At 59.2% G+C, this 26,455-nt stretch carries 22 protein-coding genes, 1 tRNA gene and 3 pseudogenes; 14 read left to right on the plus strand and 12 right to left on the minus strand.

Annotation, left to right across the window (positions count from 1 at the left end):
- Positions 1-192 precede the first annotated feature (192 nt).
- A complete protein-coding gene (locus C3Y91_RS02440; protein WP_064250150.1) occupies positions 193-402 on the plus strand; it encodes a SlyX family protein in 210 nt (69 codons plus the stop codon).
- Positions 403-448: 46 nt separating this feature from the next.
- Here C3Y91_RS02440 and C3Y91_RS02445 read toward each other — a convergent pair whose 3' ends face one another.
- Entirely contained in the window at positions 449-1,930 is a 1,482-nt protein-coding gene (locus C3Y91_RS02445; protein ID WP_130772015.1) for an NAD-dependent succinate-semialdehyde dehydrogenase, read from the minus strand.
- Between the two features lie 66 nt (positions 1,931-1,996).
- Positions 1,997-3,277, minus strand: coding sequence for a 4-aminobutyrate--2-oxoglutarate transaminase (locus C3Y91_RS02450; protein ID WP_168574933.1), 1,281 nt, complete (start codon positions 3,275-3,277; stop codon positions 1,997-1,999).
- 169 nt (positions 3,278-3,446) lie between these two features.
- On the opposite strand from C3Y91_RS02450, the gene C3Y91_RS02455 reads away from it, so the two are divergent.
- The 3 genes from C3Y91_RS02455 to C3Y91_RS02465 all read left to right on the plus strand — a co-directional run bounded on the left by C3Y91_RS02455 (position 3,447) and on the right by C3Y91_RS02465 (position 6,900).
- On the plus strand, positions 3,447-4,256 hold the full coding sequence (locus C3Y91_RS02455; protein WP_018068682.1) for a MerR family transcriptional regulator: 810 nt from the start codon (positions 3,447-3,449) through the stop codon (positions 4,254-4,256).
- Between the two features lie 248 nt (positions 4,257-4,504).
- Positions 4,505-5,131, plus strand: coding sequence for a ribonuclease D (locus C3Y91_RS02460; protein ID WP_024323108.1), 627 nt, complete (start codon positions 4,505-4,507; stop codon positions 5,129-5,131).
- A gap of 230 nt (positions 5,132-5,361) precedes the next feature.
- Positions 5,362-6,900 (plus strand): hypothetical protein, encoded by a 1,539-nt coding sequence (locus C3Y91_RS02465; RefSeq protein ID WP_168574934.1) that lies wholly within the window; start codon positions 5,362-5,364, stop codon positions 6,898-6,900.
- Positions 6,901-7,097: 197 nt separating this feature from the next.
- Here C3Y91_RS02465 and rpsA read toward each other — a convergent pair whose 3' ends face one another.
- The 3 genes from rpsA to aroA all read right to left on the minus strand — a co-directional run bounded on the left by rpsA (position 7,098) and on the right by aroA (position 11,056).
- Positions 7,098-8,801, minus strand: coding sequence for a 30S ribosomal protein S1 (rpsA, locus tag C3Y91_RS02470; RefSeq protein WP_003544285.1), 1,704 nt, complete (start codon positions 8,799-8,801; stop codon positions 7,098-7,100).
- 176 nt (positions 8,802-8,977) lie between these two features.
- Positions 8,978-9,625 carry a (d)CMP kinase gene (cmk, locus tag C3Y91_RS02475; RefSeq protein WP_168251673.1) on the minus strand — a complete coding sequence of 216 codons (648 nt, stop codon included), beginning with the start codon at positions 9,623-9,625 and terminating at the stop codon, positions 8,978-8,980.
- A gap of 72 nt (positions 9,626-9,697) precedes the next feature.
- The gene (gene aroA, locus C3Y91_RS02480; protein ID WP_168574935.1) at positions 9,698-11,056 is read right to left on the minus strand and encodes a 3-phosphoshikimate 1-carboxyvinyltransferase; all 1,359 of its coding nucleotides are present in this window, start codon (positions 11,054-11,056) and stop codon (positions 9,698-9,700) included.
- A gap of 276 nt (positions 11,057-11,332) precedes the next feature.
- On the opposite strand from aroA, the gene C3Y91_RS02485 reads away from it, so the two are divergent.
- From C3Y91_RS02485 to C3Y91_RS02495, 3 genes are all read left to right on the plus strand, one after another.
- Positions 11,333-11,716, plus strand: a complete 384-nt coding sequence (locus C3Y91_RS02485) for a TIGR02300 family protein (RefSeq protein ID WP_017966434.1) — start codon at positions 11,333-11,335, stop codon at positions 11,714-11,716.
- Between the two features lie 151 nt (positions 11,717-11,867).
- Positions 11,868-11,943, plus strand: a tRNA-Ala gene (locus C3Y91_RS02490).
- Positions 11,944-12,196: 253 nt separating this feature from the next.
- Positions 12,197-13,168 carry a beta family protein gene (locus C3Y91_RS02495; protein ID WP_246780166.1) on the plus strand — a complete coding sequence of 324 codons (972 nt, stop codon included), beginning with the start codon at positions 12,197-12,199 and terminating at the stop codon, positions 13,166-13,168.
- Between the two features lie 21 nt (positions 13,169-13,189).
- Here the strand turns inward: C3Y91_RS02495 and C3Y91_RS37710 are convergent.
- Positions 13,190-13,819, minus strand: a pseudogene (locus C3Y91_RS37710) (sce7726 family protein); the annotation flags it as partial.
- Between the two features lie 283 nt (positions 13,820-14,102).
- On the minus strand, positions 14,103-15,665 hold the full coding sequence (locus C3Y91_RS02500) for a bifunctional aminoglycoside phosphotransferase/ATP-binding protein (protein WP_168574937.1): 1,563 nt from the start codon (positions 15,663-15,665) through the stop codon (positions 14,103-14,105).
- Between the two features lie 115 nt (positions 15,666-15,780).
- On the opposite strand from C3Y91_RS02500, the gene C3Y91_RS02505 reads away from it, so the two are divergent.
- Positions 15,781-16,338 (plus strand): 3'(2'),5'-bisphosphate nucleotidase CysQ family protein, encoded by a 558-nt coding sequence (locus C3Y91_RS02505; protein WP_245489259.1) that lies wholly within the window; start codon positions 15,781-15,783, stop codon positions 16,336-16,338.
- Positions 16,339-16,562: 224 nt separating this feature from the next.
- Here C3Y91_RS02505 and C3Y91_RS02510 read toward each other — a convergent pair whose 3' ends face one another.
- Entirely contained in the window at positions 16,563-17,546 is a 984-nt protein-coding gene (locus tag C3Y91_RS02510) for a zinc-dependent alcohol dehydrogenase family protein (protein WP_168574938.1), read from the minus strand.
- 203 nt (positions 17,547-17,749) lie between these two features.
- On the opposite strand from C3Y91_RS02510, the gene C3Y91_RS02515 reads away from it, so the two are divergent.
- The 3 genes from C3Y91_RS02515 to C3Y91_RS02525 all read left to right on the plus strand — a co-directional run bounded on the left by C3Y91_RS02515 (position 17,750) and on the right by C3Y91_RS02525 (position 20,007).
- Entirely contained in the window at positions 17,750-18,181 is a 432-nt protein-coding gene (locus C3Y91_RS02515) for a DUF3775 domain-containing protein (RefSeq protein WP_168574939.1), read from the plus strand.
- Between the two features lie 119 nt (positions 18,182-18,300).
- Positions 18,301-18,657, plus strand: coding sequence for an SPW repeat protein (locus tag C3Y91_RS02520; RefSeq protein ID WP_164578092.1), 357 nt, complete (start codon positions 18,301-18,303; stop codon positions 18,655-18,657).
- An 84-nt stretch (positions 18,658-18,741) separates the two neighbouring features.
- The gene (locus C3Y91_RS02525) at positions 18,742-20,007 is read left to right on the plus strand and encodes an MgtC/SapB family protein (RefSeq protein WP_168574940.1); all 1,266 of its coding nucleotides are present in this window, start codon (positions 18,742-18,744) and stop codon (positions 20,005-20,007) included.
- A 254-nt stretch (positions 20,008-20,261) separates the two neighbouring features.
- Here C3Y91_RS02525 and C3Y91_RS02530 read toward each other — a convergent pair whose 3' ends face one another.
- From C3Y91_RS02530 to C3Y91_RS02545, 4 genes and pseudogenes are all read right to left on the minus strand, one after another.
- Positions 20,262-20,579, minus strand: a complete 318-nt coding sequence (locus C3Y91_RS02530) for a hypothetical protein (protein WP_168574941.1) — start codon at positions 20,577-20,579, stop codon at positions 20,262-20,264.
- 329 nt (positions 20,580-20,908) lie between these two features.
- A pseudogene (locus tag C3Y91_RS02535) lies at positions 20,909-21,040 on the minus strand (DUF2798 domain-containing protein); the annotation flags it as partial.
- 497 nt (positions 21,041-21,537) lie between these two features.
- Positions 21,538-22,152 (minus strand): hypothetical protein, encoded by a 615-nt coding sequence (locus C3Y91_RS02540; protein ID WP_168574942.1) that lies wholly within the window; start codon positions 22,150-22,152, stop codon positions 21,538-21,540.
- The gene (locus tag C3Y91_RS02545; protein ID WP_425523602.1) at positions 22,149-23,570 is read right to left on the minus strand and encodes a P-loop ATPase, Sll1717 family; all 1,422 of its coding nucleotides are present in this window, start codon (positions 23,568-23,570) and stop codon (positions 22,149-22,151) included. The genes C3Y91_RS02540 and C3Y91_RS02545 overlap by 4 nt, the downstream gene beginning before the upstream one ends.
- Between C3Y91_RS02545 and C3Y91_RS02550 the strand changes: the two genes are divergently transcribed.
- The 3 genes and pseudogenes from C3Y91_RS02550 (at position 23,458) to C3Y91_RS02560 (ending at position 26,398) form a co-directional block, all read left to right on the plus strand.
- Positions 23,458-24,647 (plus strand): IS3-like element ISRle4 family transposase gene (locus C3Y91_RS02550; RefSeq protein WP_168574943.1). Its coding sequence is split into 2 segments (ribosomal slippage): positions 23,458-23,707 and positions 23,707-24,647, totalling 1,191 coding nucleotides; the frame shifts between segments, so codons are not numbered across the junction. The genes C3Y91_RS02545 and C3Y91_RS02550 overlap by 113 nt on opposite strands.
- A 584-nt stretch (positions 24,648-25,231) precedes the next feature.
- Positions 25,232-25,508, plus strand: a pseudogene (locus tag C3Y91_RS02555) (GIY-YIG nuclease family protein).
- 167 nt (positions 25,509-25,675) lie between these two features.
- Complete coding sequence (locus tag C3Y91_RS02560) at positions 25,676-26,398, plus strand: YoaK family protein (RefSeq protein WP_130665330.1); 723 nt, start codon at positions 25,676-25,678, stop codon at positions 26,396-26,398.
- The last annotated feature ends 57 nt before the right edge of the window (positions 26,399-26,455 follow it).

The following is a 26,455-nucleotide window of genomic DNA, read 5'->3' on the forward strand; positions in this document are numbered from 1 at the left end:
CCCAGCTCTACGGCCAAGCCGGCCGGTCGAGCAGGCGGCCCGTTTCAGCCAACCCGAAGGGCCGGGCATCTTTCCGCCAGGGCGAAGGCGATCGGCTCGGACGTACCTTGGGGTATGCCCTTCGCCAATCGCCTTTGCCCTGACGAAAACCTGCTCCGGCAGAATGCTGCAATCTAACCCGGAAAGGCTCTAATGTCCGACGAGACGAACCACATCACCCGGCTGGAAGAAATGCTGGCCCACCAGGCAAAGACGATCGAAGAGCTTTCCGATCAGCTCGCCGAGCAATGGAAGACCGTCGAGCAGATGCGCACCAAGCTCGACCGGCTGACCGAACGCTTCCTGTCGCTGGAAGAGCAGTCATTGGAAGCGCCTGGCATTACCCGCCCGCCGCATTATTGACGGCACGCGGCGCAATGCCGCGTGCCCGTCTCGTTAGGATGATCAATCAGACGCCGCCGATGCAGAGATATTTCATTTCCAGATAGTCGTCGGCGCCGTGGCGCGAGCCTTCGCGGCCGAGGCCGGATTGCTTGATGCCGCCGAAGGGTGCCGTCTCGGACGACATCAGGCCGGTATTGATGCCGATCATGCCGTATTCCAGCGCTTCCGCCACCCGCCAGACCTTCTTCAGGTCGCCGGCGTAGAAATAGGCGGCAAGACCGAATTCCGTATCATTGGCTTGGGCGATGACATCCTCGACGGTCTCGAAGCGAAAGAGCGGCGCCACCGGCCCGAAGGTCTCCTCGCGCGCCACCTTCATGCCGCGCGCAACGCCTGTCAGCACTGTCGGCGTGAAGAAGGTGCCGGCGCCGTCGATGCGCTTGCCGCCGGTCAATACCTTGGCGCCCTTGGCAAGCGCGTCGCTGACATGGTCCTCCACCTTGGCAAGGCCTTGCTCGTCGATCAGCGGCCCGATCACGACACCCGGCTTGAAGCCGTCGCCGACCGACATCTCGGCGACCTTGGCGGCAAGCTTGGCGGCGAAGGCGTCATAGATGTTCGACTGAACGTAGAGGCGGTTGGCGCAGACGCAGGTCTGGCCGGCATTGCGGTATTTGGAGGCGATCGCGCCCTCGACGGCATCGTCGAGATTGGCATCGTCGAAGACGATGAAGGGGGCGTTGCCGCCGAGCTCCAGGCTCACCTTCTTGATCTGGTCGGCGCACTGCCGCATCAGGATGCGGCCGACCTCCGTCGAGCCGGTGAAGCTGATCTTGCGCACCTTTTCGTTGCCGCAGAGCTCGCGGCCGATCGCCGGACCGTCGACCCCGACGATGACGTTGAAGACGCCGGCCGGAATGCCGGCCTGCTCGGCGAGCACCGCAAGCGCGATCGCCGTCAGCGGCGTCTGTTCGGCTGGCTTCGAGACCACGGTGCAGCCGACGGCAAGCGCCGGGGCGATCTTGCGGGTGATCATCGCCGCCGGGAAATTCCACGGCGTGATCGTGCCGACGACGCCGACCGGCTGTCTGATGACGATCATCCGTTTATCGTCGGAAGGCGCGGGGATCGTCTCGCCATAGATGCGCTTGGCTTCTTCCGCATACCATTCGATATAGGCCGCGGCATAAAGGATCTCGCCGCGCGCTTCCGGGAACGGCTTGCCCATTTCGGCGGTCAGGATCGCGGCGAGTTCGTCGGCATTGACGACCATCAGGTCGAACCATTTGCGCAGGATCGCGCTACGCTCCTTGGCCGGACGGGCAGCCCAGCCCGGCTGGGCGGCATGGGCTGCATCGATCGCCGCCCGCGTCTCTGCCGCACCCATATCGGGCAGCGAGGCGAGCAACTCGCCGGTTGCCGGGTTCAGCACGTCGAAAGTCCTCGTGGCATCGCCTGATGTCCAGACGCCGTCGATATAGCCGGCATCGCGCAGAAACGGCGAGGAGAAGGGAACGTGCTTGGTCAGTGCGGTGGTGAAAGCCATGTCATATCCTCTTTGGGAGTGTGGCTGCCAGTTGCCGGCAGCCATTGAAATCCGGTTTCGGTGCGGTCACTTGGCCGCGCTCGCCTCCAGCATCGAGGCTTCGAGAATATCGAGCGCTTCGCCGAGGATCTCGTCCTGGATGGTGATCGGTGCAAGAAAGCGGATGACGTTTCCGTGGACGCCGCAGGTGAGCAGGATCAAGCCCTTGTCGAGCGCGATCAGCCGCACCCGGTTGGCGAATTCCGCGCTCGGCAGTCCCGTCGTCCGGTCGTTGAATTCGACGGCGTTCATGAAGCCCGGTCCGCGGATATCGACGATCTCCGGCACCGTCTCGCGCAATGATTCCAGCCGCTGCTTCAGCCGTCCGCCAAGCTGGTTGGCGCGGTTGCAGAGATCCTCGTCCACAATGACGTCGAGCACGGCATGGGCAGCGGCGATCCCGAGCGGATTGCCGCCATAGGTGCCGCCGAGCCCGCCCGGTCCCGGCGCATCCATGATTTCGGCGCGGCCGGTGACGGCGGCAAGCGGAAAGCCGCCGGCCAGGCTCTTTGCCATCGTCGTCAGGTCGGGCGCCACCTCGTGGTGATCCATTGCGAACATCCTGCCGGTGCGGGCAAAACCGGTCTGCACCTCGTCGGCGATCAGCAGGATGCCGTGCTGGTCGCAGAGCTCGCGCAGCGCCTTCATGAAGGCGGCGGGGGCCGCATAGAAGCCGCCTTCGCCCTGCACCGGCTCGATGATGATGGCGGCGACGCGCTGCGGATCGACATCGGCGGCAAAGAGCTTCTTCAGCGCCGCCAGCGACTGATCGGCGGTGACGCCGTGCAGCTCGATCGGGAAGGGAACGTGGAATACGTCGCCCGGCATCGCGCCGAAGCCGACCTTGTAGGGCACGACCTTGCCGGTCAGCGCCATGCCCATGAAGGTGCGGCCATGGAAGCCGCCGCCAAAGGCGATGACGGCCGAGCGGCCGGTCGCGGCGCGCGCGATCTTGACGGCGTTCTCAACCGCTTCGGCGCCCGTCGTGACGAAGATCGTCTTCTTCTCGAAATCGCCAGGCAGCAGCGCGTTCAGTCGTTCGGCAAGGTGCACGTAGCTTTCATAGGGCACAACCTGATGGCAGGTATGGGTGAAGCGGTCGAGCTGATCCTTGACCGCTGCGATGACCCGGGGATGGCGGTGGCCGGTATTGAGAACGGCGATGCCGGCGGCGAAATCGATGTAACGTCGGCCTTCCTTGTCCCAGATCTCCGCATTCTCTGCGCGATCGGCATAGATCTGAGTCGTCATGCCGACGCCGCGTGAAATAGCGGCGTTCTTCCGGTCGGTAAGGCTTGTCGCGGTCATCGATGGCTCCTGCGCTGAAAAGGGCTTCAGAACTATCTTGCATAAGTTCTGCAAGATGTGTAGAAAGTTCCTACATTTTTCCTGCAAGAAATCAAGCGGCATTTTTTGCGTCAAACATCACACTTTTTGATGAAGGCTCTGGGGCGATTGGAATCGGGGATAGTTTCGAATGAACGATAACGGGCCTGTACGCTACAAGGTGGCGGAAGCCGCGCGGCTGGCGGGCGTTTCGGCCTCGACGCTGCGCCTCTGGGAAAGCCAGGGTCTGGTGGTTCCCGGCCGTTCGCAAACCGGTCATCGGCAATACAGCGCCGACGATGTGGCGCGGTTGAAGCGCATCTCCTGGTATCGTGTCGAGCGTGGCCTCAATCCCGCGGCAATCCGCGAGGCGCTGGAGAGCGAGGAGCCTTCCGCCGATGGCGCCGAGGCAAGCCAGGATGGTGGCCTCGGCCGCAAGCTGCGCAGCCTGCGCCATGCGAGCGGCAAGACGCTCGATCAGGTGGCCGGTGACATCGGCGTCAGCTCTTCGACGCTCTCGACGCTGGAACGCACCTCGCAGGGCGTCAGTTTCAAGACGCTGCACGATCTCGCCGAATATTACGGCACCACCGTCTCCCGCCTCTCCGGTGAGGAAAGCGGGGACGTGCCGGCGCTGGTGCGCGCCGGCGAATGGCGCAAGTGGCCGGAAACAACGCCGGGTGTCGCGGTGCAGCTCCTTGCCGAAGGCCGCCGCATGATGGACTGTCATCGTTTCGTGCTGGCGCCGGGGGCTGCTAGCGAAGGCGCCTATCGCCACGAGGGCGAGGAATTCATGCATGTTCTGTCCGGCCGGCTCGAACTGGTGCTCGACAGCGATCAGTTCTTCGACCTCGGTCCCGGCGATTCACTTTATTTCGAAAGCCGCCGCGACCATTCCTGGCGCAACCGCCACGATGGCGAAACCGTGCTTCTCTGGATCAACACGCCGCCGACATTCTGAATGGCTGCACAATGCGGAAATAAAAGAGGGAGAGCGTCCTATGTGCGTCCAAGAGGACGCACGGCGCTCTAGCGGCAGGAAAGCGGTTTCGCACTCTGCGCCTTTGCGCTATAGCGCTGCATAATTCCTTAAATCGGGATCGACTCAAGGATAAAATTATGCAGCCATTCAAAGTGCTACAGCGTCCTTTGCGGCTCTCGAAAAGACGCGCGGCGCTGTAGGGGATGCATCGAACGAAAGACAGTCTCATGGCAGCGACCATACGTTATCACGAAGGCGATATTTCCGCGGCCGATGCCGCCCGCTACACCGGCGCGATTGCGATCGACACCGAAACGCTCGGCCTGGTGCCGCGCCGCGACCGGCTCTGCGTCGTCCAGCTTTCGCCGGGTAACGGCACCGCCGATATCATCCGCATCGCCGCCGGCCAGAAGCAGGCGCCCAATCTTGTCGCACTGCTCGAAGACCCGACCCATCAGAAGATCTTTCATTACGGCCGCTTCGATATTGCCGTGCTCTTCCATACCTTCGGCGTCACGACGACACCGGTTTTCTGCACCAAGATCGCCTCGCGCCTGATCCGGACCTACACGGATCGCCATGGTCTCAAGGACAATCTCAAGGAGATGCTCGACGTCGATGTCTCCAAGGCCCAGCAATCCTCCGATTGGGCAGCCGAGACTCTGTCCCCGGCCCAGCTCGAATATGCCGCCTCCGATGTGCTTTATCTGCATGCGTTGCGCGACAAGCTGACGGAACGGCTGATCCGCGACGGCCGCTATGATCATGCGACGGCCTGCTTCGAATTCCTGCCGACCCGCGCCAAGCTCGACCTGCTCGGCTGGGAAGAGGCCGATATCTTCGCCCATAGCTGAGCGAATTGCTTTCATTCTGCATTTGCCAATAACCGGGCGGCAGACTTGTCCGCGGCCGTTAGCGATTCATTAACGCCTGTTTATTAATATTCCTGTTAATTTTTATGCATTCGATGACGCCGGAACTGCGTCATGCGGACAGGAGGATCTGCTGGGATGCAAGGGGACCGGATGAGCGCGGTCCTTTTCTAGAGCCTGCTTTCATCGTCACTTTACGAAAGGAGCATGCCATGTTGACTCCCGTTCGTGCAGCGTCCAATGCAAGCTTTTCGTCCCAGGGTCAGACAGCGGCGATCGTCGCCAGTGGTCTCGGCCACTCGGTGATTGCCCCCGCGCCTGTCAACGCCGTCGAAGCCGCAGACCTCAATTCCGCCATTGCCGGCAAGCTCAATATTCTGCTCCTTGCGGCGCGCGAGCGCATGGTCGAAGCCCTTTTCGATGTCATCGATGCGGCAGGCCGCTCGATCTCGCTGGATCGTGGCGAGGACGAGAGCAATCTTGCCTTCGCCTCTCGGCTCGCCGATGCCATCCGGCGGCTGCCAACCGCCAGGATCGACGAGGTCGAGCGCCAGCTCACCGAGAATGGGCATAGCGTGCCGCTCCGGACGATCGCCGAGGCCCTGAAGAACCCGACAGGCCCTGAAGCCGCCCGCGTCGTCGCCTATCTGGAGATTGTCCGCTATAAGGATCGCGATCTCGCCGCCCGCGCCGTCGTCCGCTCCTATGGCCAGAACGACGCATCGCCGATGCGCGCCGAAGCTCGCCCCGAGATCCGGCTGCATGAGGACAGGCCACCTGCCGCCATGCGTCAGCCGGCAGACACGGTGCCCGCGCCGGCCGATTCGCTGATCGAGGCCGCAGCTTTGGCGACCGTCGAAGAAGCGGTCATCGCCGAAGCCGTGGAAGCTGCCGATCCGGAAGCGCCGAAGGCTGAGAACCGGGCTCAATCCAACCCGGCGACGGCAAGGGAGATCGCCCCGGAAAAATCTGCGCCGCAGGAGATCGAAACCCGGCAACCCTCGTCGACGGAAGCCGCAGCGGCCGACGATACGCCGGCAACGCCGGAGCCGGCTGCCATTCAACCCCGCGCGATGTCGGAAAAGGTTGATCCTGTCATTCCCAGGAACTGGGCAGGAATTGTCGCCTCCATGACCGAAGAAGTCTCCGAGATGATCGCCACCATCATCCGCGAGCAAGACATCGAAACCGTGCTGGAGGATGTTCCCGTCGAGGCGGCAGTGGAGATCGACACGATCCTCGACGACGCCGTCATCAGCGATGCGACCGAAACCTTGACCAGGCAGCCAGCCGAATTCACAGCATCCGATCCTCGCCAGTCCGCAGCGCTCCGTCCGCCGCAGATGGATATCGAGACCGTGGCCGTCCGTCAGCCGAAAGAAATCTCCGCGCAACCGCAGATGATGCCGGTTCCCAAGACGGCCGAGGCTTCCTATGTGCCGTTGGCGGCAAGGATGCCCGAGGGACTTGCCTATACCCAGCTGCCTTACCAGTTCGCCAAGGATACGCCGTCGAACGAGAAGGCAGGCGAAATGCACCACCAGCATCAGCACCACCGCGACGACGCGTCCGAGGATCAGCAGCAGGCGCAGTCAGGCGGCGAGGATGCCGAGCCCGACGCCGAAGAAACCGCCGCCGCACCCGAGCGGAGGACGCCAAGGATGATCGATACCGAACCGTCGGCCTATCAGCCAGGCGCGGCCGCCGATCCGGTCTATGCGCTCTATCAGCGCATGGTCGGCTGGGAATAGAGCAATTCCAGGAAAAGTGTGAAGCGGTTTTCCCAGACAAAGCGCCAAGCGGTTTTGCCAGGGATTGCGTAAAAAAGATAGAGCGGTTCGGCGCTCCGTTGAAAGCTAAACCGCTCTAGCACTTTTCCATCGCCTGAAAATGAAGAACCCGCCGGATCGCTCCGGCGGGTTCTTCAATTCAAAGGCGGATGCGAAGCTTATTCGCCGCCGCGGTTCTTCAGGGCTGCGCCCAGAATGTCGCCGAGCGAAGCGCCGCTGTCGGACGAACCGAACTGGGCAACGGCTTCCTTCTCTTCCGCAATCTCCAGAGCCTTGATGGACAGCATGATCTTGCGGTCCTTCTTGGAGAAGTTGGTAACGCGGGCGTCGAACACCTGGCCGACCGAGAAGCGCTCAGGGCGCTGCTCGTCGCGGTCGCGGGCGAGGTCGGCACGGCGGATGAAGGAAGTGATGTCTTCGTGGTTGACGAGCTTCACTTCGACGCCACCGTCGTTGACCGCGATGACTTCGCAGGAAACGACTGCATTCTTGCGCAGGTCGCCAGAAGCAGCGGCGTCGCCGACTGCATCCTTGCCGAGCTGCTTGATGCCGAGCGAGATGCGTTCCTTCTCGACATCAACGTCGAGAACGACGGCCTTGACGACGTCACCCTTGTTGAACTCCTCGATGACCTGTTCGCCTGGACGGTTCCAGTCGAGGTCGGAGAGGTGCACCATGCCGTCGACATCGCCGTCGAGGCCGATGAACAGGCCGAATTCGGTCTTGTTCTTGACTTCGCCTTCGACTTCAGTGCCGGCCGGATGGCTGCGGGCGAATGCTGCCCACGGATTTTCCAGCGTCTGCTTGAGGCCGAGCGAAATACGGCGCTTGGACGGATCGACTTCGAGAACGACGACTTCGACTTCCTGGCTCGTGGACAGGATCTTGCCGGGGTGAACGTTCTTCTTGGTCCAGGACATTTCCGAGATGTGGATCAGGCCTTCGATGCCCGGCTCCAGCTCGACGAATGCACCGTAATCGGTGATGTTCGTGACGGTACCGGAAATCTTCTTGCCTTCCGGATACTTGGCCTGGATGCCATCCCACGGATCGCTCTCGAGCTGCTTCATGCCGAGCGAGATACGGTGGGTTTCCTGGTTGATGCGGATGATCTGAACCTTGACCTGCTGGCCGATGTTCAGGATTTCCGACGGATGGTTCACACGGCGCCATGCCATGTCGGTGACGTGCAGCAGGCCGTCGATGCCGCCGAGGTCAACGAACGCACCGTAATCGGTGATGTTCTTGACGACGCCGTCAACAACCTGGCCTTCTTCGAGGTTCTGAACGATTTCAGAACGCTGCTCGGCACGGGATTCTTCCAGAACCGTACGGCGCGAAACCACGATGTTGCCGCGGCGCTTGTCCATCTTGAGGATTTCGAAGGGCTGCGGGTTGTGCATCAGCGGGGTCACGTCGCGGATCGGACGAATATCGACCTGAGAACGCGGCAGGAAGGCGATCGCACCGTCGAGGTCGACCGTGAAGCCGCCCTTGACCTGGTTGAAGATCACGCCTTCGACGCGCTCGCCAGCTTCGAACTTGGCTTCGAGCTTGACCCAGCTTTCTTCGCGGCGAGCCTTCTCGCGCGACAGAACGGCTTCGCCAAGCGCGTTTTCGATACGCTCGACATAAACTTCGACTTCGTCACCGACCTTCAACAGGCCGTCCTTGGCGCGCGCGCCGAATTCCTTGAGCGCGATGCGGCCTTCAACCTTCAGGCCGACGTCGACAACGGCGACGTCCTTCTCGATGCCCGTGACGATGCCCTTGGTGACATAGCCTTCGGCCAGGTCGTTCTTGGCAAAGGACTCTTCGAGAAGAGCCGCGAAATCCTCGCGGGAGGGGGTAGCTACTGACATAAAATCTCCTGCGTGTCCTGAAACGGAAGCGGACACGTATGCGCCGGTTGGTTTGCGTTGAACGGGCCTGAACCCAGTCCGCCCTCTCTGACGAAGGCAATCCGGCGCTTGGACGGAATTTCAGGCTTGCTGTATTAGAAGCGATCCATGCTCAGAGCACGCAAAATCGCTTGAATTTAGGCATTTCGGCTCAAGACCGCATCGATGATCGATTGAGCAGCTTGAAACGCGGCCTCTATACTCATTTCCGACGTATCAAGCAAGTGCGCATCATCAGCTGGTTTCAAAGGGCTGTCGGCCCGTCCCATGTCGCGTTCGTCGCGCCGCTTGACGTCCTCGAAGATCGCATCGAAATCCGCCGTCAGGCCTTTGCCGAGGATCTCGTCATAACGGCGTCTTGCGCGGACTTCCGGCGACGCCGTTACATAGAATTTCACCGCCGCATTCGGGCAGACGACCGTGCCGATATCGCGCCCATCGAGCACCGTTCCCGGCACTTTCGTCGAAAACCGCTGCTGCGCCTCGACCAGCGCCCGGCGCACCGCCGGCATCACGGCAATCCTCGATGCGGCTTCGCCGATCTCATGTTTGGAAAGTATATCGCGATCCAATCCAGCGAGTTCAACCTCTCTTGCGATCTTTTCCGCCACCGCCTCGTCATCGAGCGGCAGGCCGGCATCGAGCAGCGCCTTGGCCGTGGCGCGATAGGTCAGGCCGGTATCCAGATGATGGAAGCCGTATTGGTCGGCGATGCGGCGTGAAAGCGTGCCCTTGCCGGCGGCCGCCGGGCCATCGATGGCGATGGTGAAGGTCTCGTTTGTCATATGATCAATCCTGCGGCAGCACGCCGAAACGGCGAATGAGTTCGTCTTTGCGGACATGCGGCAGCTGGCACATCATTCCGCCACCAGCTCGATCTTCGCTCCAAGGCCGGTCATCAGCTGCATGAATTCCGGAAAACTGGTCGCGATCATCGCCGCGTCGTCGATCGTCACAGCATGCTCCGAGGCAAGCCCCAGGACAAGGAAACTCATGGCGATGCGATGGTCGAGATGCGTCCGGACTTGGCCGCCAGCGGCGTTGCCGAGGCCCTTGCCGCCTGGCCGGCCGCGCACGATGAGAAAATCCTCGCCCTCGTCGCAGTCGACGCCATTCAGCTTCAGCCCGTCGGCGACGGCGGAAAGACGGTCGGACTCCTTGACGCGCAGTTCCTCCAGCCCCTTCATGACCGTCGCGCCCTCGGCGAAACAGGCAGCGATGGCCAGAATAGGATATTCGTCGATCATCGACGGCGCCCGATCTTCGGGAACGGTGACGCCCTTGAGCTCGGAATGGCGCACGCGCAGATCCGCCACGTCCTCGCCGCCGGCAAGACGTGCATTCACCACCTCGATATCAGCGCCCATCTCCTGCAGCGTCAGGATCAGCCCCGTGCGGGTCGGGTTCATCAGCACGTTGACGATGGTGATGTCGGAGCCGGGAACAATCAGCGCCGCAACCAGCGGGAAGGCGGTGGAGGAGGGATCGCCCGGAATGTCGATCACGTGGCCCGCCAGCTTGCCGCGGCCTTCGAGCCGGATCGTGCGCACGCCATCCCCGTCCGTCTCGACGGAAAGGGCGGCGCCAAAACCCTGCAGCATCTTTTCGGTATGGTTGCGCGTCATCACCGGCTCGATGACCGTGGTGACACCCGGCGTATTGAGACCGGCAAGCAGCACGGCCGATTTCACCTGGGCGGATGCCATCGGCACCCGATAGCGGATCGGGCTCGGCGTTCCCGGGCCTCTGAGCGTCACCGGCAGCCTGTCGCCTTCGGATGCGCTGACCTGCACGCCCATTTCGCGCAGCGGAGCGAGCACACGGCCCATCGGCCGTTTCGAAAGCGAGGCGTCGCCTGTGAACGTGGAGTGAAAGTCGTATGTGCCGACGAGACCCATGGTCAGCCGCACGCCGGTGCCGGCATTGCCAAAATCGAGCGGCGCGTCAGGCGCAAGCAGCGCACCATTGCCGGTGCCCTCGATCACCCATTGCGCACCCTCCTTGCGGATCCTGGCGCCCATCGCCTGCATTGCCCGGCCGGTATTGATCACGTCTTCACCCTCGAGCAGGCCGGTGATCCGCGTTTCGCCGGAAGCAAGCCCGCCGAACATGAAGGAACGATGCGAGATCGACTTGTCGCCCGGAATGCGGACGCTGCCTGTAAGACTGGCGGATTTGCGGGCGGTGGCGGGCCTGGGCGCAGAGCCGTGCAGCATGGCGTAATCCTTTGCAAACGCAGTCTATTTTTGCCGCAAGGCAGGCTTGGCCGGTCGCAATTCCCGTCCGCTTCTGCAGCTGTTGCGGCTCGTTAACATAAACGCGCCGGGCGGTCATCCGTCGGCTTGCCAAAAACCCGGCGCTCGGATCGCAAAGTTTGGCTTTGACATGGGAAGCCACAGCGATTAAGGGGACCGGCTTATAAATTCCGATGGAACGCCGGCTTGAACGGCATCTGCCGAATCTCATATTCGGCTATTCACACGAGGCTTATAGTGGCGAAAGCGGAACTTGGAACCAAGCGTACCGATCCGGAAACCGGCAAGAAGTTTTATGATCTGAACCGGGATCCGATCGTCTCTCCTTATACCGGCAAGTCCTACCCTTTGTCCTTCTTCGAAGAAACCTCGGCGATCGCCGAAGTTGCCGAGGAAGACGAGGTCGCGGAAGTCGATACTGAAAACACCGAAGTCGAACTGGTTTCGCTGGAAGATGCCGATGACGCCGCCGGCGGCGATGACATTCCAGATATCGGCGACGACGATGTCGAAATCGAAGGCGATGACGACGACGATACCTTCCTCACACCCGACGAAGATGACGATGATGACGACATGAGCGATATCATCGGCGTGACCGGCGACGAAGACGAAGTCTGAGACCGCATTTCGGCCCGGCGAGGAAAAAATTCTCCGGGCCGCATTTTTTTAGGCTTGCTATCTCCGGAAACCGGAAGTAATAAGCCGCCACTCCGCAGGGCACGTGCCTTACGAGTATCCCAGGACCGGCCATGAACCGGACCACCTTGATGGGGCTATAGCTCAGCTGGGAGAGCGCTTGCATGGCATGCAAGAGGTCAGCGGTTCGATCCCGCTTAGCTCCACCAAACTCCCCAACTTATTCAGCAACTTGATTGCCCCAGTCCGATGCTTCAACCGCGTAGCATTGGCCGGGGAAGCACAGGGGACTCTCGACGGCATTGCCTGGTTATAAACGAACGCCGGTTGTACAAACGCAAATCCCGACTCGACTCTTGATTGCGACTCTGATCGTCTAGTGCGTGAAAGAGGAGCAAAGCAATGATTCGATATATACCAATTCTACGGTGGAAGCGGGGCGAGCGGGTGGGGCTTCAGAACTTGTCCGCAGCAGCAAAATCACGCGTTGCGCCGCTTTTCTTACTTGGAAGCGAACAATTCAAAGTAAAGCCCGCGACCCAATCACAAGCTGCTATTCCGGCTCCAGCGGCACTTGTTCAGGAAGTCTTACAGAGCTTGGGATCAGGCGCAATTTTTCTCGATGCTTCTTCGCTTCTATCCGCACCTGGGCAGCCCCATCCGTTGATTTCCATCGCTGCGAGTGCAAGAGCCTCGGGATTGGCGTTGGTGCCGGTTGCTAACCTTGGCGTGAGTCCGCAGTATATTGCGGCAATTCAAGCCGTGGACGGTGTAGACAGCCAAGGTGTCTGCTTGCGGGTTGATATGCAGGAGGCCTTCTCGGTGAGCACATGGCTCCAACAGTGGCCATTTCCGACGTCGCGCACCGACCTCATCATCGATTTTGGCGAGAACGTTGCGATGGCCGCGGCGTTGGGCGCGCTGCTTGATGCCATGTTCCAAGGAATCAATTCTTTCGGGGCATGGAGATCTGTGACCATGGCAGGAACATCGCTGCCTCAGAACTTCACAGGTTTCACGGCTGGGCAGCATTTGATCCCTCGCGTTGAGGCGCAGCTCTGGAGTAGGTTGACCTCGCTCCCGCTGCCGTACCAGCTCGATTTTGGGGATTTCACGTCGGTCACACCTGGAGTGACACCTGCCAATATCGCGTGGGGATATCCGATAAACGTCAAGTACACGCTCCCGAATTCATTCCTGGTTCTGCGCGGAGTCCGAACGACGGGTCCGAATGCAGTCGACATGGATGTCCAGCTTCGCGGCCACGCCTCAGGAATTGTGGTGCATGCTTCCAGAAACCGACTTGCCAACGCTTGGAGCGACAACACCATTGACCAAATCGCGGCCGGCACTGTCGGAACGAAGACCCTGGAGCACTGGGTTCAGCTCGGCGTCAATCGGCACATCGAGCTCATGCATGCCATTTTGCCCTAACCAATCGACGCGAGCTTTCAAAATCTCCCGGACGCTGTCACGCAGCCGGCGAAGTGGCAGGTGATGGGCCAGATGCTCGTGGATAGCTTTGACTCGTTTCGAGCGCCATCCCCGTGCAATCTCAAGGCGCTCCATGAGAAGAAGCGCCTCATCCTTCCGCAACAGTTCGGCAATTAGGTAGGGTTCTTGCGTCTGGTTTCGGCGACTAGGTCTTGCCTTCTGCAGTTTGATACCGTCGCGGTGTTCTATCGCTTTAATGAGCCCCCACCAAGATGGGACAAGCTCGATAGCTTTATCAAAATGGCGACTTCCGACAACAAGAGTCATCCTGTCGAAAACCCGGTTATAGATCCCGGCTTGCGTAGGCAGGCGCGTTAAGGTGTCGCTGTCACTTTTCAGCTCATAACCAACCAACTCGCCGTTTAGCACAGCGATATCGACTCGGGCAGTTCCAGCCCAAACGCCCATTTCCTGGACGATTCGAACATCTGTTTCTGCCCGGTGTTCGTGGCGAAGCTTATCAAGCATCGCCGTCCGGATATGAATGTCGCGCATTGGCCCCCGCCGATCGATGCCACATCCTTTATCGCCAAAGTTTACAAGTCGTTTATTCGGCGCCTTTTGCTGCCCATCTATTGACTTGCGGCTCATTGATCCAATCACCTTTTGTGTCCCAGGGGCCGGTTCCGTCACTTCGTGACGAGTTAACTTCCAAGGCCTCCATACGCTCCAGCGAATCCGTCGTCTCGGCTGCCTTGCGCTGAGCCTCGATAATTGCAACGATACTCTGTGCCTCGGACGGCGCGATACCTCTCCGTACGCGACGTCCTTCAAGATGCCAGCGATGGCGCCTGGTACGTCCTTCGCTGTGTCGATCGTCGGAAGCTGAAACTGAACCGTTCGAGGCGTCGGCGCCGGCCGCGGATGGATATAGTCAGGGGACGGGCTCGAGGACTTTTTCCTTAATGCGCAGCATGATCTCCTCGGCGAGCCCTTCGGCGGGCTGCGTGGCGTCGAGGCGCGGCCATGCGACGTCGCCCGTCTCGTGCGCGAACTGGTGCGCCAGGATATCGACCGTCGCGTCGGAGGGGCTGCCAACCCGTGCCGCAACGCGCTGCCACAGCAGTGCCGGATCGGCTTCGAGCCAGAAGGCCGAAAAGGGATGGTGGCCTTCTTCCGCCGCTTCCTCGATCATCCGCCGGTGGACCGGCTTGTCGAAGACCGCATCGGCCACCGCCGAACTGCCTTCCGCAAGGATGAGACGGGCGCGCCAGGCCATCTCCTGATAGACCTTTGCCGAGACTTCGGGCCGGTACGCGGCCTTCGGAAGCCTCGTTTCTGCCGGAACGCCGTGCATTGCCTTGCGGATGCGGTCGCTTTCGATGATGCGTGCTCCCGGCGCGAGGCCGATCCGCGGCGCCAGCACTTCTGCAAGCGTCGTCTTTCCCGATCCGCTGAGACCGCCGAGCGCGACGAGTTGTCCCGGCACCTGATGCAGCAGAGACCGGGCGAGCTGGAAATAGGAGCGCGCCTCATCGGTCAACATCGCCGCACGATCACCGGCATCCTCCGTCTGAGTGGCGATCACATGCGCCCGCACGGCAGCGCGTACGGCAATGAAGAACGGCAGTGCTGCAAAGCCGTCGTCCTCGTCCGTCTCGTCGAGATAACGGTTCATCACGAGGTTCGCAAACTCGGGATGCCCACGATGCCAGAGATCCATCAGCAGGAAGGCGAGGTCGTAGAGAATGTCGGTGGTGGCAATCTGATCGTTGAACTCGATGCAATCGAACAGGCATGGTTCGCCATCAAGCAAGAATATATTGCGGAGATGCAAGTCGCCATGGCAACGCCGGACCTTGCCGGCCAGCCCCCGTCGGTCCAGGAGCTGGGCGTGCCGCGCAAGATGCCTCTCGAAGGCCCCGGTCAGTTCCTCGATCTCCTTGGCGGAAAAGACATGACTGGTCGCAAAGCCGGCCTTATTGACCTTCAGCACCGCAGCCATGCTGGCCGCCCCGCCGTTGGCACTCATGACCGGCGCGAGACGATGAAAGCCGACGATCGCCCTTGCAAGGGATGTCATCATCGACGACGTCAATCCGCCGGAGGTGGCGATATGATCGAGTAGCAGCGACTGATCGAAACGCCGCATTTCCACCAGAGCATCATGCAGGGTCCCTTGACCATCAAGCGCAAGGCCACCGTCCTTTTCCAGTGTGATCTTCCTGACACCGAGATAGATGCCCGGCGCTGTGGGCGTGTTCAATTCCACCTCTTTCCGGCATGTCGCCAGCCTTTTCTCCGCCGAGGAGAAATCGGCATAGGGCAGTTTCACGGCGCGCTTCATCTTGTAGGCGCGGTCCCCGGCAAGAAAAATGCGCGAAATATGCGTCTCGATCACTTCGACCGGCTGCCCATCCTGGGGCAATGCGTCGTTGAGAAAGGAAATGGTTGCCGACTGGTCTTCCGTGATCATCTGCAAACTTTCAGCTGACATGCCGCACTATCGAAAGCTTCGCCCTGCCTCGGCGACAATGCATTGACCCGCATCAATGATCGGACCGCCGCCACATCTCAGAATGAAAGCGAGGCCTGGGGTCGCGGGGGTGAAAATGAACCTGTCTTCGAGAAGGCAGCTTGTCGAAGCGCTGATCCCGGTGATCCGGAAAGCCGGCGATGCCGCGCTCGCGCTGCAGGACAACGACGTTGCGGTAAGAGCCAAACAGGACGGTTCACCCGTCACCTCCGCCGATCTTGCCAGCAATGACATCCTGCGCGCAGCATGCCTGGCGCTCTTTCCGGCAATGCCTGTCGTCAGCGAAGAAGATAGCCGTGTCTTCGAGGCCCGCAAGGACTCAGATTCCGTTCTCGTAATCGATCCGCTCGACGGCACGAAGGAATTCATAAAAGGCCGAGACGAGTTTGCTGTCAATATCGCCCTGGTCAAGGATGGCCATGCGAGCGCGGGACTAATCTATGCACCCGCCCGTGACCGGCTTTTCTTCTCCTACGGCGCCGGACTTGCATTCGAGCAAACAGCCGGCGGTCAGCGCCGCAGCCTGCCCAGCCCTTCCGCTCCACGGCGATCATCCGATCGCGCTCGTCAACCGCTCTCATCTCGATCCCCGGACCGAAGCGCTCCTGGCCGCGCTGCAGCCCTGCGACTTTGAAGAAAGATGGTCTGCGACTGCGCTACCGGCCAGGCGATCATCGAAGCAACTGGCGTCGTCGTTCTGCAGACGGACGGAACGTCCCTCATTTGCGACTGCAGGGGAAACTCAAGCTGGATGGCTTCTTCGCCGCGCGAATGCCGGCGCTTGCTGCACGACTGATTGCAACCGTTCGGGAACTCGAAACAACATCCGCAGTTGCAGCCCAGCAATAGGCCCGTGGCTCAAGGCTTCAAGACGGCCGCTCCGCTCAATCGGCCGGCACGCAAGTCGTCAAGCGCCGTATTGGCTTCGGCAAGCGGATAGACAATCGTATGAGTTCTGATGCCTGCCTGGCGGGCGATGGGGAAGAATTCCTCCGCATCCTTGCGCGTGAGATTTGCGACCGAAACAACGCTTCTCTCCCCCCAAATCAGCGCATAGGGCATAGCCGGAAGCTCACTCATGTGGATCCCTCCGCAGACGACCCTGCCGCCCTTGCGCACCGCCTTCAGCGCTGCCGGCACGAGTTCGCCGACCGGAGCGAAGATGATTGCCGCGTCGAGCATGACGGGCGAAGGTTCATCCGAGCTTCCCGCCCACGAAGCGCCAAGGCTGAGCGCGAAACGTTGCGCTGCCTCATCGCCGGTGCGTGAGAAAGCATAGACCTGACGGCCCTGCCAGCGGCATATTTGCGCGAGGATATGGGCGGCTGCACCGAATCCGTAAAGTCCGATCCGGGCACCGTCACCAGCCTTCTTCAGCGAACGCCAGCCAATGAGACCCGCGCATAGCAGCGGCGCAAGAGCGACCGGATCGGTCTCGCCGTCAAGTGCAAATGCATAATCTGCGTCGGCAACGACATGGGTGGCAAAACCTCCGTCGCGCGTATAGCCGGTAAATTGCGGCTCGTCGCAGAGATTTTCCTCTCCGGTGCGGCAGAACGAGCAGCAGCCGCATGTGTGGCCGAGCCAGGGCACACCAACCCTTTGCCCTATGCGCGATGACGCGACACCTTCCCCAACAGCCTCGACGATGCCGACGATCTCATGGCCGGGAACGAGTGGAAGCTTCGGGTTCGGAAGATCGCCGTCACAGACGTGAAGATCCGTCCTGCAGACGGCGCAAGCTTCGATCCTCAACATCAACTGGCACGTTCCAGGCACGGGATCAGCGCGCTCTACCAGACGCAAGGGGGTCCCGATCCTTTCCAAAATCATCGCTTGCATCAGCTTCTCCTCATTTCGCAAACCGGCACCCTTTTGAAAACGCGTCAATCGGCATGGACGCGCGTCAAGGATACGTCCTGCCCATTCTCGTTTGCCGTTTTCGTTACGTGACGACGGCCCAGATTGATCCTTCTCAATGCATCGGCATTCCATGTCACATCGTGGTATAGTTGAAATAGAATAGCGCGCGCGGAGGCCACTTCATGAATGACGCTGTGAACGAGGCATGGAGGCCGAGCATTTCGCCGGAGACCGTCCGCTTTCTCATCCTCAAGGGCAAGCAGTTCGACGTCAAGGATGTTGTCACTGAACCCGATCCGGGCTCGAATCCGAGTGACGACGGGATGATCGAAGTGCTGGAGGACCATGACGACGATCCCGTCGAGGCGGAACTCAGGAGCGCAATCTGGGCTCTCAACGAAGACGAACAGATCGACCTGGTCGCGTTGGCATGGCTCGGCCGAGGCGATGGGAATGTCGATGATTGGGATGAACTGCGCAGCTTGGCTGCCGATGCGCACAATACGCGCACGGCGGCTTATCTTCTCGGCCTGCCCCTCCTGCCGGATTATCTCCAAGAGGCGCTCGACCAGTTCGGGGAGACGTCCACGGACGACGCGCTGGGCCGGCTCTGATATCGCCGGTACCCAAAGCGGCAGCCAGGGAATTTCCTCAGCTGCAAGGAATGTCGATCCAACGCCACGACCTGAGCTGCATGACTGTGAATGGCTCTTGGAGAGCAAGGAGATCAGCAATGAACCGTCGCCGTTGGCAAGACCACATCGCCTTTATCGTGGGAATATGGCTCATCAGTTCCCCTTGGGCATTCGGAAGATTTAGTCCGGACTCCATGCCTATGGGGTCGGCCGCCTGGAATTTCCTTGTCTGCGGAACCGCCATCGCTATCCTAGGCTTGGCCGCTCTGGCATCCTACCGTTTTTGGGAAGAATGGGTTAATCTTCTGATCGGTGTCTGGCTTGTCGCCTCGCCATGGATTCTCCAGTACGTTCAAGAGCCGCTCCTCGTTTGGAATGCTTTCATCTGCGGCATTCTCCTCGTTGTTCTCGGTGTATGGGCACTTCGCGGAGCAAACCTATCTGAACGCCACTGAACGACGGCTTGCGGATGACGAAATGACATATACGGCGCAGGTGCCTTCACGATTGGATGGGCCGGCAACGTCTGGGCCCATCAGATGATCACGTCATTGGTAACGACCGAAGAAGCCTTCCGGCGCCTCAGTCTCGCGCTTGCGATTGGTATTCTGGTCGGCATCGAGCGCGGCTGGCAGGATCGTGAGGCCGCGCCGGGCAAAAGGGTGGCGGGGATCCGCACCTATGGCCTGTCCAGTTTCCTGGGCGGCTTCTGCGGTTTCCTGCAGCCCGTGACAGGGCCAATTCTGCCGACGGCCATCTTTGCTTCCTTTTGCGTCACAATTCTCGTTTTCAGCCGCATGCAGGCAACACATGACAAAGACTACAGCGCAACCGGTACCATTGCGGCAATAACGGTCTTCGCGCTGGGCTTCGGCGCAGTCGTTGCGGATATGACGGCAGCGGCGGCAAGCGCTGTTGCAATAACAGCCCTCCTCGCCGCGCGGGAACCGTTGCATGGATTTCTTCGTCAATTGACTTGGCTCGAGCTCAGGGCCGCCCTGATCCTCCTGACGATGACGGTCGTCATCCTCCCGATCCTTCCCAATCAGCCAGTTGACCCCTGGCAGGCGATCAACCCCTTCGAGCTTTGGATGCTGACGATCCTGGTGGGAACTGTTTCCTTTGCCGGCTATATCCTGATCAGACTCAGCGGCGCCCGCGCCGGCATCCTGCTGACCGGGGCAAGCGGCGGCATTGTCTCGTCGACGGCCTTGACGCTTTCCTTTGCCCGCCAGTCGACACAGATGCCTGCCCTCTCACCATTACTTTCAGGGGGAGCGATGCTGGCGGGCGCCGTTTCCCTCGCCCGGGTGCTTTTGATTTGCGGCGTCGTTGCGCCGGCTGTTTTCAGAGAGCTGGCTCCATCGCTCGCACCCGCTGCTGTGATCTTCGCCATGGCAGGCGGCCTCGCCGCATCGTGGCGCCGCCCGGATGACAGCACTGATTTCTTGCCGCGAAACCCACTTGAGGTGATGGTCGTGCTGCGTTTCGCGCTTGTTCTCGCCATCGTGACGGTCCTGACGCGCGTGATCCTGAACGTCTTCGGAACCCAGTCGCTGGTCGCCCTTGCGTTCATCACGGGACTGGGCGATCTCGATGCGATAACACTTGCCGTGGCTAAACTGTCATCCATCCAGGTGCCGGCGGATGCGGCGGCTCGCGCCATAGCGGTTGCGGCGTTCGCCAATCTGCTGGCGAAAGCTGTTCTTGCAGCAAGTATGGGCAGCATCGCCTATGCGGTTCGTTTCGCGATCGCCGGCGGTGTCGCGACTTTTGCCGGAATTGCCGGCTTGGTTCTGGCGTGAGCGCTCTTTCGCATAATCGACCATTGCCGATGCCGTTCGCCTTCTTACCGAGCACTCCTTCTTTTCGATTCGTGTCGCATATGTGACAGCGAGAATTGCGACGGCGTTGATCGATGGGCTTGTTGGCCCAATCTCATCGGGCCGGCACTTGCCTTCCAGCCGGCGCAAAGCATGAGCCTTTCAAGCCAGGTCGCCGGCGTCGTTCACGGACGTGTTGTCGAGGCTGCCGTTGCGGCGCTCCAGCTGCAGAGTTTTCACTCCGAAATCCGTCCAGCGTTTTCCGGCTTGCTTTTGACATGCGCACGTTGCCGCCATGCAAGGAGATCATCTGCGCCAATTCGGATGCGCCCATCCGGTTCGACGTCGCCGCGATCATATTTGGCGGACGCAATCCGGCTGAACAGATCGATATTTTCCTGAAGCCGGTTCTCATCGCAACGTCGTGGTTCTGCGACCTCGAGGAGGGCTCCTCTGCCAATGACGACCATCTGATTTGCGCCGCCGGCATCCATCGCAAGCAACGCTTCGTCGCCGGAAGACTTCATCATTCCACTGATCAGCTTTAGTGACATCACCTCATCTCCGGACCGCTTGATCTCCCAGGAAAACCTGCCGCAGGAAAGCTCTTGGGCTCCCTCGGCAAGTTGCCTGAAACCTTATCCCCCGCTCGAAAAACATTCCTTGATACATATCAAAGGAAATGGCTTGCCGAATGAATGGCAAAAGTGCTGCAGGGTAGGGGGAGCTGCACGGGCTCGCCAGAACGCCTCCGGATGGTCCGCCAGGACACCAGCGATGACCTCGCCGGTCTCGCGACGCTTCCGCAGTGTCTTGGAAAGGGCGCTCCCCCGACCTGAACTCCGGCGGGCGGCTTGCGCAGCCTGCCGGCGCCTCACGCTCTTCACATCTCGACGATAACAGCCGTCACCCGCTTGACCACTGGCAGAACCAATAGCAGGACGGGAAAGGCGATCGCCCAGGAGAGCGCCCATGCGGAGGGCCACATGGCAAGTGCAGGCGCGGTCAGGCCCTGTAGTGGATGGCGTGCCGGTGATCCTGATCAGGACGACTGACGACGACGGCGAAGAGACGGAAAAGCGGGTGAAGACTGACGCGGGGAAAGGTTCGTCCCGGTCCATCCCGAAAGTTGTCCGCATTGGATTTCTTACCCATGTCGAAGAGATGCGCCGCAGCGGTAAAGCCCGCCTATTCCCGGACTGGAGGCCGCGAAATCAGCGGGATATCTCTCTGATGCTTTCTCGAAGTGGTTCGCCCGTTTCCTTGAAAAGGCGGGGCGAAGCGGGACCGCACCAGTTTTCATAGCTTCCGCCATAATTATCGTGATGGCCTCCGCGAAGCAGGCATTTCGACAGAGCGCGTCCGGGCCTTGGGCGGCTGATCTACACACGGTGCAATTGTTGCACCAAGCAGTTAGCGAAAACAGCACTTTAGCCTGGCAGTTTGCTGCATCGGTGAGAAGTTTCTACGCACCCGCAAGGGACTGATTTAAGCTTTATGAGTTCGGATAGCCTACAGGATGTAGTACTTGAAGAAGTCACCAAGCACCCTGGCCAAGGCTATAAAAGACGGAATAATGGTTAGGACGATACCAACAAGAAAAAGCAGAAAAACGGATGACCTTATCCATCCCGAAGAATTGTCTAGCTTCTCAAAATACGCGCGCAACGTAAAATTTCTGACTGCGGGTTGAAGCTGTGTGCTCACACCAGCAACTATAGAGCTATGGTATAACGACGCTTCTTTGCCGACATCTGATTCAACCCCAGAGCGCTGAATAATCACCATCAACTTGGCTTTTAGATCCGAGGCGGTGACAAACGATTGCATGCGCTCAACATACTCATCCGACGAGTGAAAACGTTTCACGACTTCGGGACACGTTATGTGGAAAAAGAAGGATGCTACGCCGAAAATGAACAACCCAAAGTAAAGCAGGTAAAATCCAATGCTGAGCTTTGGCTCCAAAGCTGCTTCAGCAGTTGCCAACGGAGCGAGCAAGCCGATCACTTTGTCCTGTAACAAGATCAAGTAGCCGATAAATGGCATCAGGATCGCGAGCTTCGAAACTGGCGACCTGCCGATTGCGCCAAGTGATGTCCAGGCAGGCGGCAACACCTCCTTCATAGATCAAGCGCGTCCAAAAGGTTGTGGACGTTTTCAGGTTGAAGCGCCCAGCGATACGCTGGGTGAATTTCCCACGAATATCCAAAATCGACAATCTCGTGCCCTAGAAAACGCGACTGCTCGAAGTACTTTCTGTCAACGTTTCCATCGTCAGATTCCTTTTTCGCTGTAATAAAGTCGATTTTGTAAAGGAATTGGATCAATGATCTCGAACTAATCGACTTACCGTTCGTGAAGGTAAAGTTATTTTGCTGAATAATTCGGGTTATTTTTTTCGAAAGCTGATCGGTTGTGAATGAGTAATTCATAGCAGTCCGCCGCTCATTCTTGTTTGGCTTCATTGCCAGCAACAGGCGCTCAATTTGAGGGAGTTCGCTTTTAAACTCGTTTATAATATCTTGCAGCCGTTCCTGAGAATACTCCTCAAACACTCCATTAAGGTCTGGAGAAGTTATCAGTGAACTACCGCGTCGGTTGGCTTTTTTGGCTGCGAGGCGAAATAGCTTCACCAGGTCGCGCGGTCTAGCGCGGGTTAGGGAAAGCAAAATTTTATGGACCGGCCTATTCTCCCATTTTCCTTTTCCAGAGAATCGAGGTTCGATTACCTCTTTAAGAATAGCCGTTGTGATCTGGCCTTGATCCATGTTGCCGATGGCAGCCTCGGAATACTGCAACCTGAAAAACGTAGCGATGCGCTTAGCCATCACACGGAGGATGTCGTCGTTAATCCAGCGCAGCCAAATGACATTGCTCTCGATCTTATCTGTCGACTCGTCGGATGTTCGGACGAGGAAATAAACGTCGCTTCTTAGGCCTATGCGAAAGCGAATGCGAGGATACTTCCCCCCCAAATCTCTAATCGCATTTAATAATGCAGAGATGTTGGTGATATCTTCTGGATTAGCCTTCCACCCCCGGTCGATGTCGTCGATGTAGATATTGAGGAATCGGGGCTTGCCGTCTTTTCCCCCTTTTTGATCGAGCCATTTGACAATGATCTCAGCAAGAGAATCAGCACTGGCCGTATCTAGTTCCGACACCTGCCCTAGAGTGGCTTTGTCAAAAAAGGCCCCCAAGATTTCCCGGAGCATGCCTTTTTTCCAAACGGAGATTCTTTGGACGAATTGGTCCGTAGGCCTCGTGTCCAACTGGACATTCAGGAGAGCATCTGGTTGCAACCAAACGCAAGGAACATCCATTTCCCGATCTTCCAAGAAGGCTCTTTTAAGGAGGGCGCTTTTGACCTTGCCCCGTTGAAATAATCCATTTTGAAGTAAGCTCTGGCCCATTTGAGAGGACCAGAGGATGAAGCGCAATCGTTTCACAGACGAACAGATCATCGGCATATTGAGGGAGCACGAGGCAGGCACGCCGGTCTCGGAGCTTTGCCGCAAGCATGGCGTCAGCGATGCCAGCATCTATAAATGGAAGGCCAAGTTCGGCGGCATGGAGGTGTCCGAGGCCAAGCGGCTGAAGACGCTTGAGGACGAGAACACGAAGCTGAAGCGGCTTCTGGCGGATGCGATGCTCGACAATGCTGCCTTGAAAGACCTTCTGGGAAAGAAGTGGTGACGCCCGCGGCCAAGCGGAAAGCTGTCGCGCATCTGATGAGCCATCATGAGATGAGCGAACGGCGGGCGTGTAAAGCCATTGGTTTTTGCCGAATGACGGTCCGTTACGAGACCAGGCGCGACGATGATCATGAGCTTCGCGAGCGAATGAAGGCGTTGGCGCATGAACGTCGCCGCTTCGGATATCGACGCATTCATGTGCTGCTCCGGCGGGAGGGTCACCTCGTGAACCACAAGAGGCTCTTCCGGCTCTATCGGGAGGAGAAACTGACGGTGCGCAAGCGCGGCGGTCGCAAGCGAGCGATAGGCACGCGAGCGCCGATGCTGGTGCCGATGGTGGCCAATGATCGTTGGTCGCTAGACTTCGTGTCGGATCAGTTCACCGATGGGCGCAGGTTGCGGATTCTGACCGTCGTCGATGATTGCACGAGGGAGTGCCTGGCGCTCGTCTCCGATACATCGCTTTCCGGTCTTCGCGTCGCACGGGAGCTTGACCGGATTATCGAGGAGCGCGGCAAGCCGAGGATGATCGTCAGCGACAACGGCAGCGAGTTCACCAGCAACGCGATCCTGCAATGGGCGGACCGGACCAAAGTTGACTGGCATTACATTGCGCCTGGCAAGCCTATCCAGAACGCTTTTATCGAAAGCTTCAACGGGCGGCTGCGAGACGAGTTCTTGAATGAAACTCTGTTCTCGTCGCTTGCTCACGCCCGGTCCGCGCTTTCAAACTGGCGTAGCGATTACAACAATCAACGCCCGCATTCAGGCCTTGGCTGGCTGACACCGGCCGAATTCGCTCAGACACTCAACCCGCGACGTGATGCGGTGCTGCGCAGCCGAAATGGCTCCGCACCGCAACCCGCCGCTACCGAACCAACAACAGCAACCAAAAACCGCTGGAGCGAACTCAAGACTGGATAAAACTTGGGGGCAAGGTCACTTTTTCCCACTCCCTTATGGCCAACGAGTATCCTCACGGGAAGATTTGAGGTCAGCGAGCCATAAGACATGTTCTTATAGAAGTATTCCTTGAGACGCTCGTCGTTCTCATTCTCAGCGTCGTCCGCGCCAAAAATTTCCTGTATCGTCTCGTCGTCAAATTGGTGCATGCCGTAGCCCCAGGTGCGCGCAATTGAATAGTCTTCAATGCACTTAAGGTGAGTCTCTTAGGTGACACAACCGAAATGACATCCGACGTCTACGTTTCCCTAGACTTCTCCCATGGTGATCAACAGCCTGCGATGTTGATCGTAAATCCCTTGCGCCCATATAGTGACGAAATACATGGTACACCAAGAGGGTACACCGACCGCGAATAAAATCCTCATAAATGTTGATATCATTGATTATCATATATTTATGGGATCTCCCTCTTAGCTCCACCACGCTTCGCCCTTACGGGCTTCGCGTGGCACAGCCGCGAGAAACCGTTAGACCGAAGCAGTGCCCGGCATAGCCCGAAGGGCGGCGATGGGGTGAAACGCTGATGTGGTACGTACGTCTATATTCTCCGCAGCGACGATTTTCCCGATCGGGAATATACCGGGTCTACCGCAGATCTGAAACAACGGTTTGCGGCCCACAATGCCGAAAATCTGCCCACTGCCAAATTCGCACCATGGAATTTGCTCTGGTATTGCGCCTTTTCCCGACAAGCACAAAGCCCTTGAATTCGAAAAATATCTGAAATCTCATTCTGGCAGGGCTTTTGCCAGCAAGAGATTGGTCCAGCCGAAACTGGATCCTGGTCGCCTCGCCGATTGGAAGATCGTTTCCGATTAAGTGCCGCCTGCTGCCGTGCAAAGTGTTATGCAGTGCCGATCGGCGGGTTGCGCGTTGATTGACGTAGACGTCCCCATCCCCTTCCGATCACCTTTGCCAATTCCTCAATGCGAGGATGTATGCTTGTTGCTGGAATCTCAGCGATTCGGCTCCGGGACCCTCAGCCAATGACCAGATCAAGACGCCGCCGCATCATCCGTACCCGCCGAACCCTGACCGGGCTCGCCCTGGTCGGCTCGATCTCGTTTCTGGCCGGCATGACCGATGCGACCGGTCTTCTGCTCACCGGCGATTTCGTTTCCTTCATGACAGGCAATACGACGCGTGCCGCACTCGCCTTGAGCGAGGGCAATCTTTATCACGCGGCTGTCCTGATCTCTGCCATCATCGTCTTCGTGCTTGGCAATGCGGCAGGCATCGTCATCTCCCATGTCTCGCAACGCCGCATTTTCGTGGTGCTTGGCTGCGTCGGCCTGGTTCTGGCGCTCGCCTCGATGATGACGGTACAGAATATGCTGCTCGTGCGGTTCTACATGATCGTTTTTTCCATGGGCATGGTGAACGTCGCCGTCGAGCACATCGAAGGCCTGCCGATCGGGCTGACCTATGTGACCGGCGCCCTGTCGCGCTTCGGCCGAGGCATCGGCCGCTGGATCATCGGTGATCGCCATGTCGAATGGACGATCCAGATCGTGCCCTGGGGCGGCATGGTGCTCGGCGCAATCGCCGGCGCCGTTCTGACGCGGCTGACCGGCGCGCATGCGCTGTGGCTGGTCTCGCTCTTTGCGATGATACTGGCGCTTGCCGCCATGTTCATCCCGCGGCCGCTGCAGCGGCGTTTCAACCAGAAGATCGCGCCGCATCACTCGGCCATTGCGCGCGCGAAATAGAACCGTCGCATTCTTGTCATCGTCGAATCGGATAGGAAGGATCGCCGCCAACCCTTG

Source organism: Rhizobium ruizarguesonis, from assembly GCF_012349115.1.
In the GTDB taxonomy this organism is placed as follows: domain Bacteria; phylum Pseudomonadota; class Alphaproteobacteria; order Rhizobiales; family Rhizobiaceae; genus Rhizobium; species Rhizobium ruizarguesonis.